This is a genomic window from Oerskovia turbata (genome assembly GCF_000718325.1).
Lineage (GTDB): Bacteria > Actinomycetota > Actinomycetes > Actinomycetales > Cellulomonadaceae > Oerskovia > Oerskovia turbata.
Map to the genome: position 1 here is coordinate 1 of NZ_JOFV01000041.1, position 541 is coordinate 541.

Here is a 541-nt window from a genome sequence, read left to right on the forward strand (position 1 = left end):
GGTCCGGCTGGCTGCGGGGCAGACCGGTTCGTTCACGATCGACACGGGTCTGGGGTCGGTCGAGGCCGGGCAGGTCGCGTTCCGTCAGTACCGGTGGGTGGTCGAGACCGGGTCGGAGGGCAAGGGGTACACGCACTCGCAGAAGGCGCCGTTCGGCGAGGCCGTGATCGCGCCGAAGGCCGTGGCGCCCACCGTGGGGCAGTGCGTGTTCGACCTCGGGTCGCGGACCTCGGTCGCCGACGTCGTGTTCTCGTTCGACAACTCGGCCTCGACGCTTCCGGTCGAGTTCGGCGTGGTCGGCCAGGACGGTCTGCGCACGGTCGTCGGCGCGGGCGAGAAGGGGACGGTGACCGCGCCGGGCCTGCTGCGTGGGCTGGACGCCCACGAGTTCACGGTGCTGGTGGACGGTCGGGTCGCCGAGTCGTTCACGCTCCGTGGTGCCAGCTGCTACGTGCCGCAGTGGTCGCAGGAGGTGTCGGTCGCTGCGGAGAACGTGGGTGGCCAGGTGCGTCTGACGGGCACGGTCGTGAACACGACTGCT

1 protein-coding gene is annotated in these 541 nt (G+C 70.8%); it reads left to right on the forward strand.

Features of this window, described 5'->3' with window-relative positions; genetic code table 11:
* On the forward strand, nt 1-541 hold a 541-nt coding region (locus tag IE95_RS20735), incomplete at both ends, for a hypothetical protein (protein WP_036572735.1).